At 65.8% G+C, this 14,193-nt stretch carries 16 protein-coding genes; 6 read left to right on the top strand and 10 right to left on the bottom strand.

Annotation, left to right across the window (positions count from 1 at the left end; all coding sequences use genetic code 11):
- The first annotated feature begins 246 nt into the window (after positions 1–246).
- Positions 247–468, top strand: coding sequence for a 50S ribosomal protein L31 (gene rpmE, locus IOC82_RS09470; RefSeq protein WP_290545937.1), 222 nt, complete (start codon positions 247–249; stop codon positions 466–468).
- 72 nt (positions 469–540) lie between these two features.
- Here rpmE and IOC82_RS09465 read toward each other — a convergent pair whose 3' ends face one another.
- From IOC82_RS09465 to IOC82_RS09455, 3 genes are all read right to left on the bottom strand, one after another.
- The gene (locus IOC82_RS09465; protein ID WP_290545936.1) at positions 541–1,074 is read right to left on the bottom strand and encodes a tetratricopeptide repeat protein; all 534 of its coding nucleotides are present in this window, start codon (positions 1,072–1,074) and stop codon (positions 541–543) included.
- A 179-nt stretch (positions 1,075–1,253) separates the two neighbouring features.
- On the bottom strand, positions 1,254–1,778 hold the full coding sequence (locus IOC82_RS09460; RefSeq protein WP_290545935.1) for a DUF1465 family protein: 525 nt from the start codon (positions 1,776–1,778) through the stop codon (positions 1,254–1,256).
- Positions 1,779–2,094: 316 nt separating this feature from the next.
- Entirely contained in the window at positions 2,095–2,280 is a 186-nt protein-coding gene (locus IOC82_RS09455; RefSeq protein ID WP_290545934.1) for a DUF1192 domain-containing protein, read from the bottom strand.
- Positions 2,281–2,382: 102 nt separating this feature from the next.
- Between IOC82_RS09455 and IOC82_RS09450 the strand changes: the two genes are divergently transcribed.
- From IOC82_RS09450 to IOC82_RS09440, 3 genes are all read left to right on the top strand, one after another.
- The gene (locus IOC82_RS09450; RefSeq protein WP_290545933.1) at positions 2,383–3,366 is read left to right on the top strand and encodes an NAD(P)H-quinone oxidoreductase; all 984 of its coding nucleotides are present in this window, start codon (positions 2,383–2,385) and stop codon (positions 3,364–3,366) included.
- Positions 3,367–3,525: 159 nt separating this feature from the next.
- The gene (locus IOC82_RS09445; RefSeq protein ID WP_290545932.1) at positions 3,526–4,266 is read left to right on the top strand and encodes a cell cycle transcriptional regulator TrcR; all 741 of its coding nucleotides are present in this window, start codon (positions 3,526–3,528) and stop codon (positions 4,264–4,266) included.
- Between the two features lie 4 nt (positions 4,267–4,270).
- Positions 4,271–4,870, top strand: coding sequence for a short chain dehydrogenase (locus IOC82_RS09440; RefSeq protein ID WP_290545931.1), 600 nt, complete (start codon positions 4,271–4,273; stop codon positions 4,868–4,870).
- Here the strand turns inward: IOC82_RS09440 and IOC82_RS09435 are convergent.
- Genes IOC82_RS09435 through IOC82_RS09420 form a run of 4 tightly spaced genes read right to left on the bottom strand, consistent with a single transcriptional unit; the run spans position 4,816 to position 7,760 of the window.
- Positions 4,816–5,070, bottom strand: a complete 255-nt coding sequence (locus IOC82_RS09435; RefSeq protein WP_290545930.1) for a hypothetical protein — start codon at positions 5,068–5,070, stop codon at positions 4,816–4,818. The two genes, IOC82_RS09440 and IOC82_RS09435, sit on opposite strands and share 55 nt — an antisense overlap.
- Positions 5,067–5,840 carry an SDR family NAD(P)-dependent oxidoreductase gene (locus IOC82_RS09430; RefSeq protein ID WP_290545929.1) on the bottom strand — a complete coding sequence of 258 codons (774 nt, stop codon included), beginning with the start codon at positions 5,838–5,840 and terminating at the stop codon, positions 5,067–5,069. Before IOC82_RS09430 ends, IOC82_RS09435 begins: the two co-directional genes overlap by 4 nt.
- Positions 5,841–5,862: 22 nt before the next feature.
- The gene (locus IOC82_RS09425) at positions 5,863–6,600 is read right to left on the bottom strand and encodes an SDR family NAD(P)-dependent oxidoreductase (protein WP_290545928.1); all 738 of its coding nucleotides are present in this window, start codon (positions 6,598–6,600) and stop codon (positions 5,863–5,865) included.
- Between the two features lie 14 nt (positions 6,601–6,614).
- Positions 6,615–7,760 carry an MFS transporter gene (locus IOC82_RS09420; RefSeq protein WP_290545927.1) on the bottom strand — a complete coding sequence of 382 codons (1,146 nt, stop codon included), beginning with the start codon at positions 7,758–7,760 and terminating at the stop codon, positions 6,615–6,617.
- Between the two features lie 101 nt (positions 7,761–7,861).
- On the opposite strand from IOC82_RS09420, the gene IOC82_RS09415 reads away from it, so the two are divergent.
- Positions 7,862–8,659, top strand: a complete 798-nt coding sequence (locus IOC82_RS09415) for a DUF2189 domain-containing protein (RefSeq protein ID WP_290545926.1) — start codon at positions 7,862–7,864, stop codon at positions 8,657–8,659.
- A 42-nt stretch (positions 8,660–8,701) separates the two neighbouring features.
- On the opposite strand, the gene IOC82_RS09410 is transcribed toward IOC82_RS09415, so the two are convergent.
- Positions 8,702–10,603: a propionyl-CoA synthetase gene (locus IOC82_RS09410; protein ID WP_290545925.1), complete on the bottom strand. Its 1,902-nt coding sequence runs from the start codon at positions 10,601–10,603 to the stop codon at positions 8,702–8,704.
- A gap of 167 nt (positions 10,604–10,770) precedes the next feature.
- Between IOC82_RS09410 and IOC82_RS09405 the strand changes: the two genes are divergently transcribed.
- Positions 10,771–12,396: an acyl-CoA synthetase gene (locus IOC82_RS09405; protein WP_290545924.1), complete on the top strand. Its 1,626-nt coding sequence runs from the start codon at positions 10,771–10,773 to the stop codon at positions 12,394–12,396.
- A 322-nt stretch (positions 12,397–12,718) separates the two neighbouring features.
- Here IOC82_RS09405 and IOC82_RS09400 read toward each other — a convergent pair whose 3' ends face one another.
- Both IOC82_RS09400 and IOC82_RS09395 read right to left on the bottom strand, forming a co-directional pair.
- A complete protein-coding gene (locus IOC82_RS09400) occupies positions 12,719–13,615 on the bottom strand; it encodes an SEL1-like repeat protein (protein WP_290545923.1) in 897 nt (298 codons plus the stop codon).
- A 2-nt stretch (positions 13,616–13,617) separates the two neighbouring features.
- Complete coding sequence (locus IOC82_RS09395; protein ID WP_290545922.1) at positions 13,618–14,190, bottom strand: thiamine phosphate synthase; 573 nt, start codon at positions 14,188–14,190, stop codon at positions 13,618–13,620.
- Positions 14,191–14,193 lie beyond the last annotated feature (3 nt).

The following is a 14,193-nucleotide window of genomic DNA, read 5'->3' as shown; positions in this document are numbered from 1 at the left end:
GGCCAAAAACGCTCATGAACTTCATCATTCGCACAACCCTTCGGGCTTCCGTCCGGCTCATGCTGACCCCCAAAAAAGGGCCAGCCTACCGGACAGATCGTGTGCTACTTAAACCGGTCATATCGTGTGCTACCGACAGGCGGGACGGGCGGGCTTGCCTGCCCCCGGCATCTCCTGTATAGTCGCCGCCGAACCCGGAATTCGGCACTGCGCGGGGCTTTTCCCGCCATCGAGAGAGTATCCGCCATGAAGCAAGGCATCCATCCCGATTATCACATGATCAACGTGGTCATGACCGACGGCACCAGCTTTCAGACCCGCACCACCTGGGGCAAGGCCGGCGACACGATGAACCTCGACATCGACCCCAAGTCCCACCCGGCCTGGACCGGCGGCCAGCAGACCCTGCTTGACCGCGGCGGCCGCGTCTCGAAGTTCAACCAGAAATTCTCGTTCCTGAACAAGTAATCGCCGTCTCCGGACGGACCTTGCAAAGCCCGGCCCCAGCGGCCGGGCTTTGCATGTGCGAGCGGAAAAGGCTTACTTAGCGGCACCCTGTTTCAGTTTGGCGAGCCTCAGGCGGATCGACTCCGCGCTGCTGGCCGGCGGGTTGCGCGCGAGGGCGGCCTCAAGATCGGCAATGGCGGCCTTGGTATCGTTCTTCTGGGCCTCCACCATGGCGCGGAGCAAGTAGAGGCCCCAGCGGTCCGGTGCGATCCCGATGGCCGTGGTCAGGTCGGCGATGGCCTTGTCATACTGCATGGCGCGATTGTAGCCGAGCGCCCGGAAGGCATAGGCCTCCATCAGTTTCGGGTCGAGTTCGATGGCCTTGGAAACGTCCGCCATGATCATGGCTTGGTCCGCATTGGGATTGGCCGAGGCGGTCATTGCCCGCTTGTAATAGGCATAGGCGGTGTCGGCCGTGCTCGCCTGCTTGCCATCGATCACGGCGCTGCAGGCCTTGAGGCGGGTTTCGTTGGAGATCTGCTCCTTGCTGCGGCAGTCTTCGATGCCGCCCGCATGAGCCGCCGCGGGAAGGGCGAGCAGCAGCAGCGCCGCGGCCAGGGTCTTCATTGGAAATCGCATCGTCACGGTCTGCCTCGTCGCCAGATCACGGTTGAAGCGGCACTAGACCATAGCCGCGCGGGCGAGGCAAACGCGGCGATGCGCCGTGAGGCCGCGGCGCTTCGCAAGCCATTCCACTTGCTCGCATGATGCTCTCGGCGCGGAGGCCGTAACGGGTGGAAAAAAATTCAGCTGCGGACGCCAAACTCCGCGGCCAGCCGGTCGAGCTGGTTCGACACGGGGCTCGGTGCGGGGGCTGCGATTTCGGCTTTGGCCTGCATGTTGAGCATGGCGTCGAATTTCAGCACGCGCTGGTGCAGCGACAGCGAACGTTCGATGATGTCCTGCAAGGCGGCGGGCAGCTGCTCCGATCCGTTCAGCGGCTTGCCGCGCCCGATGTCGGCGAGCGAGATGCGGTGGCGCTCCTTCTTCACGTCGTCCTGGCTCATTTCGCCCGCGCCGATGGCGCGCTGCAGGAGAAGCCACGAAGCGAGCTGCATCAGTCTGGTCGTCAGCCGCATGCTTTCGGTGGCGTAGGCGACGGCGCCATGGCGGTCGAGCAGGCGGGCATCCTGGCGGCCGGGGCCATCGAGGTAATTGGCGGTTTCCTCGACCAGACTCATGCCCTCCCGGAACACTTTGTCGAACTGCTCCGACGCCGTGAAGCGCGACATGAAATCGACGGTGACGGGGGAGGCTTTGGACGGCGGCATCTGGGGCATTCCTCGGGGCTCACGTTTGTCACGATACGGAGCTTCGCCGGATCATGAACCGGGTTACACCCGAGGTCAATGATCGAGCGCCACCCCGGCAAGTGTCAAGCAAGAGCGATGCCAGAGCGCGACCCAAAAAAAGCCGCGCAAAAGGCGCGCGGCTTGAGAGTTTCAAACAGGGAGGCGTCAAACAGAGTGGTGAAGAACCACTCAGAGCAATCCGGTCAAGGATTACAAGACTGGTCATATAGTTAATTCCTTACCCAAACCTTAACACGCGCAACCTGAGGCGCCGGATTGTGCCAAATCGGGAGGATTAAGTGCGAAAAAAAGCGTCCGCGGTGTTTTTCGAGGCCTGTTTCGACGTGATCGCCGCCCTCACCCTTTGTATTTCCGACTCGAGGTCACGCACGCGCTGTTCCAGTTCGGCCACCGACAGGAGGTCGAGGTTCTCTCCCAGCATGGCGCCGGAGGGCTTCTTCGGCGGGTCTTCGAAACTCATGGGCGGCACTCCTTCAACCGGACAGGGGGCCATTTTGTCATTGCGGGGCCATGGGGTTCAACCCAAACTGCGATCGACACGTGCCTGAAAGGACCTATCCCCATGAAAGATATGACCGCCATTGCCATCACCACCCACGGTGGGCCCGAGGTGCTGGCGCCGGTGACCCTTCCCGTGCCGGTTCCGAAGCCCGGCGAGATTCTCGTCCGTGTCATGGCGGCGGGCGTCAACCGGCCGGACGTGCTGCAGCGCCAGGGCGGCTATCCGCCGCCGCCGGGCGCGCCGGAAACGCCAGGGCTCGAAATCGCCGGGGAGGTAGTGGCGCTGGGCGGCGGCGTGAAGCGCTACGAGACGGGGGACCGCGTCTGCGCGCTGGTGCCCGGCGGCGGCTATGCCGAATATGCCGTGGTGCATGAGGACAATGCGCTGCCCGTGCCGCCGGGCCTCAGCTTCACCGAGGCGGCGGCCATCCCCGAAACCTTTTTCACCGTGTGGACCAATGTCTTCGATCGCGGGCGGCTGAAGGAGGGCGAGACGCTGCTGGTGCATGGCGGATCGAGCGGCATCGGCACCACCGCCATCATGCTGGGCAAAGCCTTCGGCGCCGCCGTGGCGGTCACCGCGGGCTCGGAGGAGAAGTGCCAGGCGTGCCGCGATCTGGGCGCCGACCTTGCCATCAATTACCGCGGCGAGGATTTCGCCGCCGTGCTGGCGGAAAAGGGCATCAAGCCCGACGTGATCCTCGACATGGTGGGCGGCGACTACATCGCCCGGAACCTCAAGGCCGCGGCCATGCATGGCCGGATCGTGATGATCGCCTTCCAAAAGGGCTCGCGCGCCGATGTCGACTGGATGCCGCTGATGCTGAAGCGGCTGACCTTCACCGGCTCCACCCTGCGCGCCCGCAGCGTTTCCGAAAAGGCCGGGATCGCCCGGGCCCTGGAACGCCAGGTTTGGCCGCTGTTCGGGGCGGAGCGGCTCAAGCCCATCATCTTCCGCACCTTCCCGCTGAAGGAGGCTGCGGCGGCGCATGCGCTGATGGAATCGAGCGGGCACATCGGCAAGATCGTGCTGGTGAACGGGTAGGGTTTCGGGTTCAGCCTCGATCCAGCGCCGGGGCGCTTCCGAGGGGGCGGAAAAACCCGATTGCGCCCGGGCACGGCCCCCTCTATATCTGTCTCATCCCCAACATGCTGTCGCAAAGACAGGGAACCTGAAACACCGGTTCTCAAGGAGTGAAAACCAATGTCCCGCACACCGCTGATGCCCAAGGCCACCGCCGTGTGGCTGGTCGAGAACACCGGGCTCACCTTCCGCCAGATCGCCGATTTCTGCCACCTGCATGAGCTTGAGGTGAAGGGCATCGCCGACGGCGACGTGGCGGCCGGCATCAAGGGCATGGACCCGGTCACCGGCGGCCAGCTGACGCGCGAGGAAATCGAGAAGGGCGAGAAGGACCCGGAATACCGCCTCAAGATCCTCGAATCCAAGGTCAACATTCAGGTGCAGAAGTCGACCTCGGGTCCGCGCTACACGCCGGTGTCGCGCCGCGGCGACCGGCCGGACGCCATCGCCTGGCTGCTGCGCTACCACCCGGAGCTGCCGGACTCGGCGGTTATGAAACTGGTGGGCACGACGAAGTCGACCATTGCCTCCATACGCGAGCGCACGCACTGGAATGCCGCCAACATCAAGCCGGTCGATCCCGTGTCGCTCGGCATCTGCTCGCAGCTCGACCTCGATTTCGCGGTGCAGAAGGCGGCGCGCAAGGCCGGGAAGCCGGCGAACGAATCGGCGCCGGCGCGCACACTGATCCCGGCGGCGGAAGTGGAAGGCACGGCCGCCCATGCCGCGGCCCATGCCGGGGACGAGCCAACCTTCGCGCCCTCCGAACCGAAGCCGCGCGAGGCGGAACCCGAATATGACGCCGACTCGGTCTTCGCCAAGCTGAAGCCTCTGAAGCGCGGCCAGCAGGACGAGGCGTAAAACCATGCGCATTCTGATCGTCGGTGCGTCCGGCACGGTGGGCAAGGCAGCGGCAGCTGAACTGGGCCGCCGCCACGAGATCATCCGCGCCGGCCGCTCCTCCGGCGATTTCGCCGTCGACGCAATGCGCGAGGAGTCGGTGAAGGCCATGTATGCGAAGCTCGGCAAGGTGGACGCCATCGTCACCGCCATGGGCCACGTGCATTTCGGCCCCGTCGCGACGATGACGCCCGAGCAGTTCCGGAAAGGCCTCGACGACAAGCTGATGGGCCAGGTGAATATCGTTCTCCTTGGGCTCGACAACGTGAACGACAACGGCTCCTTCACGCTGACCAGCGGCATCCTCGACCGTGACCCGGTGCGCCAGGGCGCCAATGCCGCCGCCGTCAACGGCGCCATCGGCGCTTTCGTCAAGGGTGCGGCGATCGAGATGCCGCGCGGGCTTCGCATCAATGCGGTGAGCCCCGGCCTGCTGGAGGACTCCGCCGCCAAGTACGACGGCTTCTTCCCCGGCCATGAATCCGTATCCAACGCGCGCGTGGGCCTCGCCTATGCCAAGAGCGTCGAGGGCGCTCTCACCGGCCAGGTGATCTGCGCCGGCTGATCGGCCAGGGAGAAGCCGGCGATTGCGTCTCCTTCCATCGCCACCCAGCAGGCGAGGTGGCCGCCGCGCAGCTCCGCGGCGATCGAATCCTGCGTGATGCCTCTCTCCGCCATCTGTTCCACCGAAAGGTGGTTCTCCGCGACGGCGGTGCGGATGCGGATGATCGAAGGCAGGCCGGCAATCCGTCCGGCGCGGATCATGGCTTGACGGGCACGGTGTAGTTCAGGGGCATGCGGCCGCCGTCGGCATAGATCGTCTCGCCGGTGATGTAGCTCGCATCATCCGACACGAGGAAGGCAGCGATGGCGGCGACCTCCGACGGCATCCCCGCGCGGCCCAGGGGCGTGCGCGACATGGCGCGGTTGAAGGCTGCTTCGTCCGCAAGCACGCCGCGCGCCATGTCGGTGTCGATGGTGCCGGGGCCGATGGCGTTGACGCGGATGCCATGCGGCGCCAGCGCGATGGAGGTGGCGCGCGTCAGCTGCGAGATGCCGCCCTTCGACATGCAGTAGGTGACGATGCCGGGAATGGCCAGCGTATCGTTGACGGAGGACATGTTGACGATGGCGCCGGGCTTGCGGCCGGCCTCGAGCTGGCGCAGCATCTGCCGCGCGCAGGCCTGCAGCATGAGGAAGGAACCCTTGAGGTTGATGCCGATGACGCGGTCGAACTCGGCTTCCGTCACCTCCAGGAAATCAGTGTTTGCGGAGATGGCGGCATTGTTGACGAGAATGTCGATGGCGCCGAACTTCCTGACAGTGAAGGCGGCGAGGGCCTTCACCTCTGCTGACTTCGACACGTCGCAATGCTTGTAGGCCGCACCCAGCCGCTTCGCCGCGGCCTTGCCTTGCGCGTCGAGCACGTCGGCCAGCACCACGGTGGCGCCGTCCTTCGCCAGCCGCTCGGCGATGGCAAGGCCGATGCCGCGCGCGGCTCCGGTGACGATGGCGATGCGCTTCTTCAATTTCAAGATGTCTACTCCTGTTGGCGGCTCAGGCGAGGCCGCCGGTATCGGGATCGATGATGATGGAGGCGAGCGTCACGTGGCGAGGGCGCTCCAACGCGAAGAGGATGGTCTCGACGATGTCGCGGTTGGTGACGGCGGAGGAGGCCTCGCGCGGCCTGTCCCAGACGGGGTCGAGCGGCGACAGGTCCTCGATATAAGGCGGGAAGACCGCCTGCACGCGTACCGGGCGGCCCTTCAGTTCCTGCCGCAAGCCGTCGCTGATCGCTGCCTGCGCATGTTTCGAGGCGGCATAGGCGACGGAGGCCGACTGAAGCCTGGTGTTGGGCAGACCCGAGATCGACACGACGGTCATGATGTCGCCCGCACCCGACTTTTCGAGCAGCGGCACGAGGCCGCGCGTCAGCAGCATGGTGCCGGTGACATTGGCCGCGATGGTCTGGCTGATGGCGAGCGCATCATGGTCGGTCATGCGGCCGGGCAGCCATTGCGCGGCATTGTTGATGAGAATGTCGACGGGCCGTCCCTCGTCGCGCAGGCCCTTGGCGAAGAGGGTCACTTCCGATGCATCCGCCATGTCGAGGAGCTTGACATCGGGCTTGCGGCCGGTGCGGTTCTTGATCGCCTCGGCAATGGCGGTGAGGTTCTCGCGGCTGCGGCCCGTGAGCAGCAGTTCAGCGCCCTTGTCCGCCAGCACCAGCGCCAGTGCCGCACCCAGCCCCCGTCCCGCGCCCGTGACGATCACCCGCTTGCCGTCGAATGCCATGGCCGTTCCTCCCGTCAATAGGTGTCAGCTGCCTTCACGGCGCGCGCGAAGACAGCGATGATAAGCGCTGCGAGCACGGTGAGGAAGAGGGCGATGTTGAGGCCCGTCACTTGTGCTGCAAAGCCGATGAGCGGCGGGCCTGACAGAAATCCGGTGTAGCCAAGCGTCGTCACCGCCGCGATGCCGCGGCTGGGTGCTGTGGGTTCCAACCTTCCGCCGCCGGCGAACATGACGGGCGCGATGTTGCCCACACCCAGCCCCGCGAGCGTGAAAGCGGCGATCGCCAGTTCGGGCGTGTGGGCGATGAGGCCAAGCGCCGTGCCGAGTGCGGTGAGGAGCGCGCTGACGAAAACCATGGGCACGGCGCCGGCCTTCAGCCTGATCCAGTCGCCCGTCAGGCGCGCCACCGCCATGCCGCCCTGATAGGTGGCAAAGCACAGCGCCGCGATGCCGGCGTCGACCGCGAATTTCTCGCGCATCAGGATGGCGGCCCAGTCGATGACCGAGCCTTCGATCATCAGCGCCAGGTAGCAGAGCAGGCCGAGGCCGATGGTGGCCCGGGTGGGCCATGCGAAATGGGTGCCGGACTGGCCCTTGTCCACGCTGCCCGGCAGCAGGAAGCGGGCCGCGCCAAGGAGCAGGCACAGGCACACAGCGCTGGTGATGAGGGCCTGCGGGCCGGGCCCCAGCCATTCGATCAGCATGCCGCCCACCACCGCGCCGGCGAGGCAGCCGAGGCTGTAAATGCCATGCAGCATGGAGATGACAGGCCGGCGCCGGCGCTTTTCGATGGCGATGGCATGGGCGTTCATCGACACGTCCATGCTGCCGATGCCCATGCCCATCAGCATGCCGCCCAGCACGAAGGTGGCGAGGGTGGGCGCGGCGGTAGGCAGCAGAAAGGCCAGGGTGAAGAACAGGCCGGTCATCACCGTCATGCGGCAGCTGCCATGGCGCCCGACCAGCACGCCCGTCAGCGGCATGGCGAGAACCGCGCCGCCGGCGATCGAGAGGAGTGCCAAGCCGAAGACGCCGGGCCCCACGCCCAGGCGCTCCTTCACCAGCGGCACGTGCGGCACCCACGCGCCAATGACCAGGCCCATCACCACGAAAGAGGCCGCAATGGCCCAGCGGGCCCGGACCAGGGAAGAATCCGTCATCGAGTCATTGTCTTTTGTTGCGCTGCATCCCTAGCCGATTGCGGCGCGGCCCGCCACACGGCATTCTGGCTGCGCAACCGGAATACACTCCCGGAGGACCCATGACGAGCTCGAGCGAAGAAACCGTCGTCTTCACGCCCCGGCCGCCGGCGGTGAAGATCAACACCATCTCCGTCGCGGATGTGAAGGCCGCGCTGATTGCGGGCTGGCGGGACTTCCTGCGCGCGCCGCTGATCGGGCTGTTCTTCGGCGGCATTTATGCCGCGGGCGGCATCGCCATCTTTCTGTTGCTGAAAGTCTATCACGAACCGTGGTGGATCATCCCCATCGCCGTGGGCTTTCCCCTGATCGGGCCTTTCGTGGCGGTGGGGCTTTACGAAACGAGCCGCCGCATCGCCGCGGGCGAGCCTTTGAACTTCGGCCAAATTCTCATGGTCATCCTCGCCCAGAGAAAGCGGCAGGTGGCGTGGATGGCCTTCGCCGTGCTGTTCATCTTCTGGATGTGGCTTTACGAAGTGAGGATGCTGCTGGCGGTCTTCCTCGGCTTCAAGAGCTTCTCGTCGATCGAGGCGTTCTTCAATATCGTCACCACCACGCCGGAGGGGATCGGCTTCCTTTTGGTCGGTACGGGCGTCGGCGCCTTCATCTCCTTCGTCCTGTTCTGCACCACGGTCGTCGGCATCCCGCTGCTGCTCGACCGCGAGATCGACCTCGTCACCGGCATCATCTACAGCTTCAAGGCGGTGCTGCAGAACCCGGCGCCGATGATCGGCTTCGGCATCCTGGTGGTGGCGCTCACCTTCGCGGCCTTCGTGCCGGTGTTCCTGGGCTTGCTCGTCGTGCTGCCGGTGCTGGGGCACGCCACCTGGCACCTCTACAAGGCGGTGGTGGCGGAGTGAGGCCACGCAATGTCTTCTCCCGCGCGCGGGAGAAGACGTGTTTCAGACCCCGATCCCCTTGCTCGCCAGCGCGGCGCGGATTTCGTCGAGGATCGCCGGATCGTCGATGGTCGCCGGCGTCTTGAACTCTTCCCTGCCGGCGATCTTGCGCATGGTGGCGCGCAGGATCTTTCCCGACCGCGTCTTGGGCAGGCGCGGCACGACCACCACGGTCTTCAAGGCCGCCACCGCGCCGATCTTGTCGCGGATGCGCGTCACGCATTCGGCCTCGATCTCGGCGGCCGGGCGCGCAACACCCGACTTCAGGACGACGAAGCCCACCGGCACCTGGCCTTTCAGCGGGTCGGCGATGCCGATCACCGCGGTTTCGGCGACGTTGGGGTGGCCCGCCAGCACTTCCTCCATGCCGCCGGTCGACAGGCGGTGCCCGGCGACGTTGATGATGTCGTCGGTGCGGGCCATGATGTAGAGATAGCCGTCCTCATCCATGTAGCCCGCATCCGCCGTCTCGTAATAGCCGGGGAAGTGCGAGAGGTAACTTTTCCTGAAGCGCCCGTCGTTGTTCCACAGCGTGGGCAGGCAAGAAGGCGGCAGCGGCAGCTTCACGCAGATGGCGCCGAGCTTGCCGCGCGGCACTTCGTGGCCGCCTTCGTCCAGCACCCGGATGTCATAGCCGGGCATGGCCACGCTGGGCGAGCCGTGCTTCACTGGCAGCATGCCCAGCCCCACCGGATTGCCGGCGATAGTCCAGCCGGTTTCCGTCTGCCACCAATGGTCGATGACGGGAACCTTCAGCATCTCCTCCGCCCACTTCACCGTCTCCGGATCGGCGCGTTCGCCGGCGAGGAATAAAGTCCTGAAGGCCGTCAGATCGTACTTGCGGATGAAATGGCCCTCCGGGTCTTCCTTGCGGATGGCGCGGAAGGCAGTGGGGGCGGTGAATAATGCGGAGACGCGGTATTCGGCGATCACCCGCCAGAAGGCGCCGGCATCGGGCGTGCCCACGGGCTTGCCTTCGAACACGATGGTGGCAGCGCCCTGGATGAGCGGCGCATAAACGATATAGCTGTGGCCCACGACCCAGCCCACATCGGACGCGGCCCAGAACACCTCACCCGGCTTGATGTTGTAGATATTGTCCATCGACCATTTCATCGCCACCGCGTGGCCGCCATTATCGCGCACCACACCCTTGGGCTGGCCGGTGGTGCCGGAAGTATAGAGGATATAGAGCGGGTCGGTGGCCTTGACGGGCACGCAGCCGGCCTTGCGGCCGAAGCCCCGCGCCACACGGCAGATGCCGTCCCAGTCATGGTCGCGGCCGGTCTTGAGTTCGGCTGCCACCTGCCCGCGCTGGAAGACGACGCACGCCTCGACCTTGTGGGCCGCGATGTCCAGCGCCTGGTCGAGGAGGGGCTTGTAAGGAATGACGCGGTTGGGCTCGATGCCGCAGGAGGCGGTCATGATCGCCCTGGGCTTGGCGTCGTTGATGCGGGTGGCGAGTTCGGGGGGCGCGAAGCCGCCGAACACCACGGAGTGGACGGCGCCGAGCCTGGCGCAGGCCAGCATGGCGAAGAGCGCCTGCGGGATCATCGGCATGTAAAGGATGACGCGGTCGCCCTTGCGGACGCCCAGGTCCTCCAGCGCTGCGGCCAGTGTCGCCACCTCGTCGAGGAGCTGGTTGTAGGTGTACTGCGCCTTGGCGCCGGTGACCGGGCTGTCATAGATGACGGCGAGGCGCCCGCCGTGGCCCGCCTTCACGTGGCGGTCCACCGCGTTCCAGCAGGTGTTGAGCTCGGCCCCCACGAACCAGCGGTCGAGGCCCTCGACCTTCGCATAGACATCCGTCCATGGCGTCTCCCAGTCGATGCCCTTCGCGGCCTCTGCCCAGAAGCCGGCGGGGTCCTGTTTCCATGCGGCATAGGTCTCGTGATAGCGGCTCATTCTGGCTCCCTCCCTCGGACGGAATCTAGCGTCTTTATCGGCTGCCGGGTGTCCGGAATCGAGTCAGCAATTGGTCGCGTCCATGGCTTTCGCCGAAAATCCGGCTTCGCTTTGACGGTGGAATGGAGTGGGCTAGAACCTTCGAGTCTGAAACGAAAGGTGCCCGGATGTCCGCCTATGAGACCGACCTCGACAAGAACCCCGCCAATTATCAGCCGCTGACGCCGCTGACCTTCCTGGCGCGCTCGGCGGCGGTCTATCCGGAGCAGGCGGCGATCATCCATGGGCGGCAGCGCACGACCTATGCGCAGTTTTATGCGCGCTGCCGGCAATTGGCCTCGTCGCTGGCCAAGGCGGGGATCAGGAAGGGCGAGACGGTCTCGGTGCTGCTCGCCAACACGCCCGCGATGCTCGAGTGCCATTACGGCGTGCCGATGACCGGGGCGGTTCTCAACACGCTGAACACGAGGCTCGATGCCGCCACGATTGCATTCTCGCTCGGACATGCCGAGGCGAAGATCCTGATCGTCGACAAGGAATTCTCCAGGCTCGCGAAGGATGCCCTCGCGCTGATGCCGGGCCACCACCCCATCGTCATCGATTATATGGACCCCGAATTCGCCGTCGACGGCGAGCGCGTGGGCTCGATCGACTACGAGCAGTTCTTGGCGAGCGGGGATGCCGGTTTCGACTGGCTGTGGCCGGCGGACGAGTGGGAGGCGATCTCGCTCAACTACACCTCGGGCACCACCGGCAATCCCAAGGGCGTGGTCTATCACCACCGCGGGGCCTATCTGCTGGCGCAGGGCAATGTGCTGACGGCCTCCATGCCGAAGCATCCTGTCTATCTGTGGACGCTGCCGATGTTCCACTGCAATGGCTGGTGCTTCCCGTGGTCGCTGTCCGTTGTCGGCGGCACTCATGTGACGCTCAGGTGGGTGCGCTCCAGGCTGATCTGGGAGGCGCTGGCGGAGCACAAGGTGACCCATCTCTGCGGCGCGCCCATCGTGATGTCGACCATCCTCAATGCGCCGGCGGAGGAAAAGAAGCCGCTGGCGCGGAAGGTGGAGTTCTTCACCGCCGCAGCGCCGCCGCCCGAGGCGGTGCTGGCCGCCATGTCGGAGCAGGGCTTCAATGTCACACACCTCTATGGACTCACCGAAACCTATGGACCGGCCGTGGTCAATGACTGGAAGGAGGATTGGGACCTGCTCGACGGGCCCAAGCGCGCCCAGAAGAAGGCGCGGCAGGGCGTGCGCTACCACGCGCTCGAGGACCTGACCGTGATGGACCCCGAAACGATGCAGCGCGTGCCGGCTGACGGCTTGACCATGGGCGAGGTGATGTTCCGCGGCAATATCGTGATGAAGGGTTACCTGAAGAACCCCAAGGCGGGCGCCGAGGCCTTCCGCGGCGGCTGGTTCCATTCGGGGGACTTGGGCGTTCTGCACCCCGACGGCTATATCCAGCTCAAGGACCGGTCCAAGGATATCATCATCTCCGGCGGCGAGAACATCTCGTCCATCGAGGTGGAGGACGTGCTCTACAAGCATCCGGCGATCCAGGCCGCCGCGGTGGTGGCCAGGCCCGACGAAAAATGGGGCGAGACGCCCTGCGCCTTCGTGGAACTGCGGCCGGGCAAGCTGGCCACTCCGGAAGAGATCATCGCGTGGTGCCGCGAGGGCCTGGCGCATTTCAAGGCGCCGAAGCACGTGGTGTTCACCGAACTGCCGAAGACCTCGACGGGGAAAATCCAGAAGTTCAAGCTCCGCGACATGGCGAAGGACGTGTGAGGAGTCGCAGGAAGGAACGTTCTTGACGCCTGAATCCGGACGCCGGCTTTCGCCGGGGCGATCGATGGAATGGGGCCGGAACGAAACAGATTTCGGAAAATAGTCCTTGACTTTAATTCCTAGATGTGCTAAATGACACGATGAAAGTGCTTGCTGCTGATTGACATTGTGAATCTGTTTGTTCCGGGCCTTGAGGGTCCGTCTTCCGGCAAGGGCCGGAGCCTGCTTCGTGCGCCCGGAGCTGGGCCCCGGCCCGTGCAGCGTCCTGGATGTTCGGGGTGACGGGATGAGGGAAGGGGCCGCGGGCGGCGCCGGGGCGGAGCTACTTTGCCGCCACCGGCGTGAAGGCATCGGCCCTGGCCTGGGCCTCCTGCTTCTGGGCGTCCGTCAGCTTGGCGAGCAGCGAATCGAGTTCCGCATCGGCGCGGCCGGCCTTGCTGGCGAGGATGTTCCACTTCATCGCCTCGACCGGGTCCTGCGCCACGCCCTTGCCATAGAGGTAGAGCCGGGCGGCGCGGTTCTGGGCGATGGGGTTGCCGCGCTTTGCCGAAAGGACCAGCCACTGCGCGCCGATCTTCTCGTCCTGCCGCACGCCTTCGCCGCGGAACACGAGCACGCCATAGTCGAGCATGGCGTCGGGATTGCCCTTGCCGGCGGCCTCGCCGATGAGGGCAGCGGCCTTCACCGCATCCTTGGCGACACCCTGGCCCTCCAGATAGAGGACCCCCAGATTGTATTGCGCGGCGGCCTGGCCCTGTCCGGCCGCCTTCTGGAACCAGCTGGCGGCGGTGGCGAAGTCGGGCGGATTGTCGAAAGCGCCGGAGGCGATGAGGCCCATGTTGAACTGCGCATCGGCTATTCCCGCATCAGCCGCCTGGCGCAGCATCGCCTGGCCTTTGGTGAAGTCGAAGCGCGCGTCCTTGGGGTCGAGCCAGATCATGCCGAGGGCATATTGCGCCTGGGCGTCATCCTTGTTGGCGGCACGGGTAAGCCAGCCGATGGCGGCGTCGGTGTCCTGGGTGAGGCCCTGGCCCTGACGATACATGAGGCCGAGCAAACGCATCGCCACCACGTCGCCCGCCTGGGCGAGGGGCTGCACGCCGGCAAGTGCCGTGGCGAAATCACCCGCGTCATAGGCCTTCTGCACATCGGCGATGGTGGCGGCTCCGGCCGGTGTGGCCAGCAGCAGCAGGGCGAGGGCAGCGGCCGTGCGTTTCATGCTTATCCGAGACGTTGCATCAGCGCCGAGACGATGCGGCGGGCGTCATCCGCCCCCTGCCACATCGCGCCGGACGGGCGGATGAAGTCCGGCTTCTGCGGCAGTAATATGTCGAGACCGGCAGGCTCCACGGGCGTAAAGGCGACGCAGGGGATTTCCATCATGTCCGACCACCAGCGGATGATGGGCTCGCCGCCGGCGGAAGCGCCGGTCTGGTCGAAGGCGATGTAGTCCGCGCCCGCTTCGGCGGCTTCCATGGCGAAATGGCGCGAGGCCCCGGCATAGGCGCCGACGAAACGGTCCTTGCCCAGCTGTTCGCGCGCGGCGGCAACGGCCTCCGCGCCGGCCTCGACCTGGATGCCATCGGCCCCGGCGCGGGCCGCATCGCGGGCCTCGCCCGAGACCATGACGGCGACGCCCAGGTCCTGCGCGGGCTTCGTCACCTCCTTCGCAAGGGCGGCGGAGACGAGCAGGCTCGCCACGTCGCCCGCCTGGCAGGCGGCCTTGAGGCAGGCGATGATCTGCGTCGCGGCGACGCCGCCGGGCGCCACGAGGAAGAGGCGCGGTGGGTTCACGTG

The sequence above is a fragment of the Aestuariivirga sp. genome (assembly GCF_020252395.1).
Classification (GTDB): Bacteria; Pseudomonadota; Alphaproteobacteria; order Rhizobiales; family Aestuariivirgaceae; genus Aestuariivirga.
This window is presented reverse-complemented; position numbering and strand designations above follow the sequence as displayed.

Excerpts from the sequence above, each read along its gene's own strand:
- rpmE (WP_290545937.1), top strand. The coding sequence starts at position 247 with ATGAAGCAAGGCATCCATCCCGATTATCACATGATCAACGTGGTCATG.
- IOC82_RS09465 (WP_290545936.1), bottom strand. The coding sequence starts at position 1,074 with ATGAAGACCCTGGCCGCGGCGCTGCTGCTGCTCGCCCTTCCCGCGGCG.
- IOC82_RS09460 (WP_290545935.1), bottom strand. The coding sequence starts at position 1,778 with ATGCCGCCGTCCAAAGCCTCCCCCGTCACCGTCGATTTCATGTCGCGC.
- IOC82_RS09455 (WP_290545934.1), bottom strand. The coding sequence starts at position 2,280 with ATGAGTTTCGAAGACCCGCCGAAGAAGCCCTCCGGCGCCATGCTGGGA.
- IOC82_RS09450 (WP_290545933.1), top strand. The coding sequence starts at position 2,383 with ATGAAAGATATGACCGCCATTGCCATCACCACCCACGGTGGGCCCGAG.
- IOC82_RS09445 (WP_290545932.1), top strand. The coding sequence starts at position 3,526 with ATGTCCCGCACACCGCTGATGCCCAAGGCCACCGCCGTGTGGCTGGTC.
- IOC82_RS09440 (WP_290545931.1), top strand. The coding sequence starts at position 4,271 with ATGCGCATTCTGATCGTCGGTGCGTCCGGCACGGTGGGCAAGGCAGCG.
- IOC82_RS09435 (WP_290545930.1), bottom strand. The coding sequence starts at position 5,070 with ATGATCCGCGCCGGACGGATTGCCGGCCTGCCTTCGATCATCCGCATC.
- IOC82_RS09425 (WP_290545928.1), bottom strand. The coding sequence starts at position 6,600 with ATGGCATTCGACGGCAAGCGGGTGATCGTCACGGGCGCGGGACGGGGG.
- IOC82_RS09420 (WP_290545927.1), bottom strand. The coding sequence starts at position 7,760 with ATGACGGATTCTTCCCTGGTCCGGGCCCGCTGGGCCATTGCGGCCTCT.
- IOC82_RS09415 (WP_290545926.1), top strand. The coding sequence starts at position 7,862 with ATGACGAGCTCGAGCGAAGAAACCGTCGTCTTCACGCCCCGGCCGCCG.
- IOC82_RS09410 (WP_290545925.1), bottom strand. The coding sequence starts at position 10,603 with ATGAGCCGCTATCACGAGACCTATGCCGCATGGAAACAGGACCCCGCC.
- IOC82_RS09405 (WP_290545924.1), top strand. The coding sequence starts at position 10,771 with ATGTCCGCCTATGAGACCGACCTCGACAAGAACCCCGCCAATTATCAG.
- IOC82_RS09400 (WP_290545923.1), bottom strand. The coding sequence starts at position 13,615 with ATGAAACGCACGGCCGCTGCCCTCGCCCTGCTGCTGCTGGCCACACCG.